Consider the following 890-nt stretch of genomic DNA (forward strand, 5'->3'; position numbering starts at 1 on the left):
TTGATGATAATACTTATTAATATTCTTTAGAGTGATCATTTTAATCAACCTTTGTATTATTCTTCAACTTGCTATTAGGGTTAATTACGATTTTATCGCCTTCATCAATCCCATCCGTAACAACGTAGGAGCTGTTAACAGCGTGACCGCTAATCTTGGCTTTACGAGCTTTTCCATCGGTATCAACGACAAATACTTTTCCGTTACGGACAGCCTTTTTAGGGATTAAAATGCCATCCTGTTTAATTGATGCCTTAGCGGTTTGGCCGGCCATGAACTGATTTGCGTTAACGCTTGCGGTCACCTTATAGCGAGTATTGTTGCCGGTACCCTTTGTTGGGATTGTGGCTAGGTAATTAACTTGAGTATTAGCTACGTGGTTTGTTGCTAGTGCCTTAACCTTTAAATCAGTGCTTTGATGTAATTTATCATAGTCATATTCAGAAACTTGACCGACAAATTGGAGGTTGTCTGAATAGAGGGTTACTACCGGGGCATCTTCCTTAGATTGATCAATGGACACATACCCGGAATACGGCGCCACAAGAGTCTGGTTAACTTTTTCTGAAATATTTTTTAATTGTTGCTGCATTGAACTACCAGTGGTTTGGTCATCTGAAGAAGCACTTTGCGACTGATCTAGTTGGTTTTGCAAATTAGCAACTTGACTCTGCAAATCATCATTATGCATCGTTAGGATTGCTTGTCCTTGAACTACGTGATCACCATTTTTAACGTTAAGACTTTGAAGTTTCCCAGAAGGTACGGTTAGCATTTGGGTTTCTACCGGTTCGATTTTCCCGGTAAGGTTAAAACTGGGTTGAGAAGTAACCCTCATTGTTGAAAATGTAGATTGCGACTTATCCTTTTTAGTGTTTGAGTGTTGAATT

1 protein-coding gene is annotated in these 890 nt (G+C 39.3%); it reads right to left on the reverse strand.

What is annotated here, in order from left to right; genetic code table 11:
• Nucleotides 1-40: 40 nt before the first annotated feature.
• Nucleotides 41-890 (reverse strand): efflux RND transporter periplasmic adaptor subunit (locus tag HMPREF0549_RS08855; protein WP_040531952.1); only part of this gene is annotated, 850 nt, incomplete at its 5' end.

The organism is Limosilactobacillus vaginalis DSM 5837 = ATCC 49540 (assembly GCF_000159435.1).
GTDB lineage: Bacteria > Bacillota > Bacilli > Lactobacillales > Lactobacillaceae > Limosilactobacillus > Limosilactobacillus vaginalis.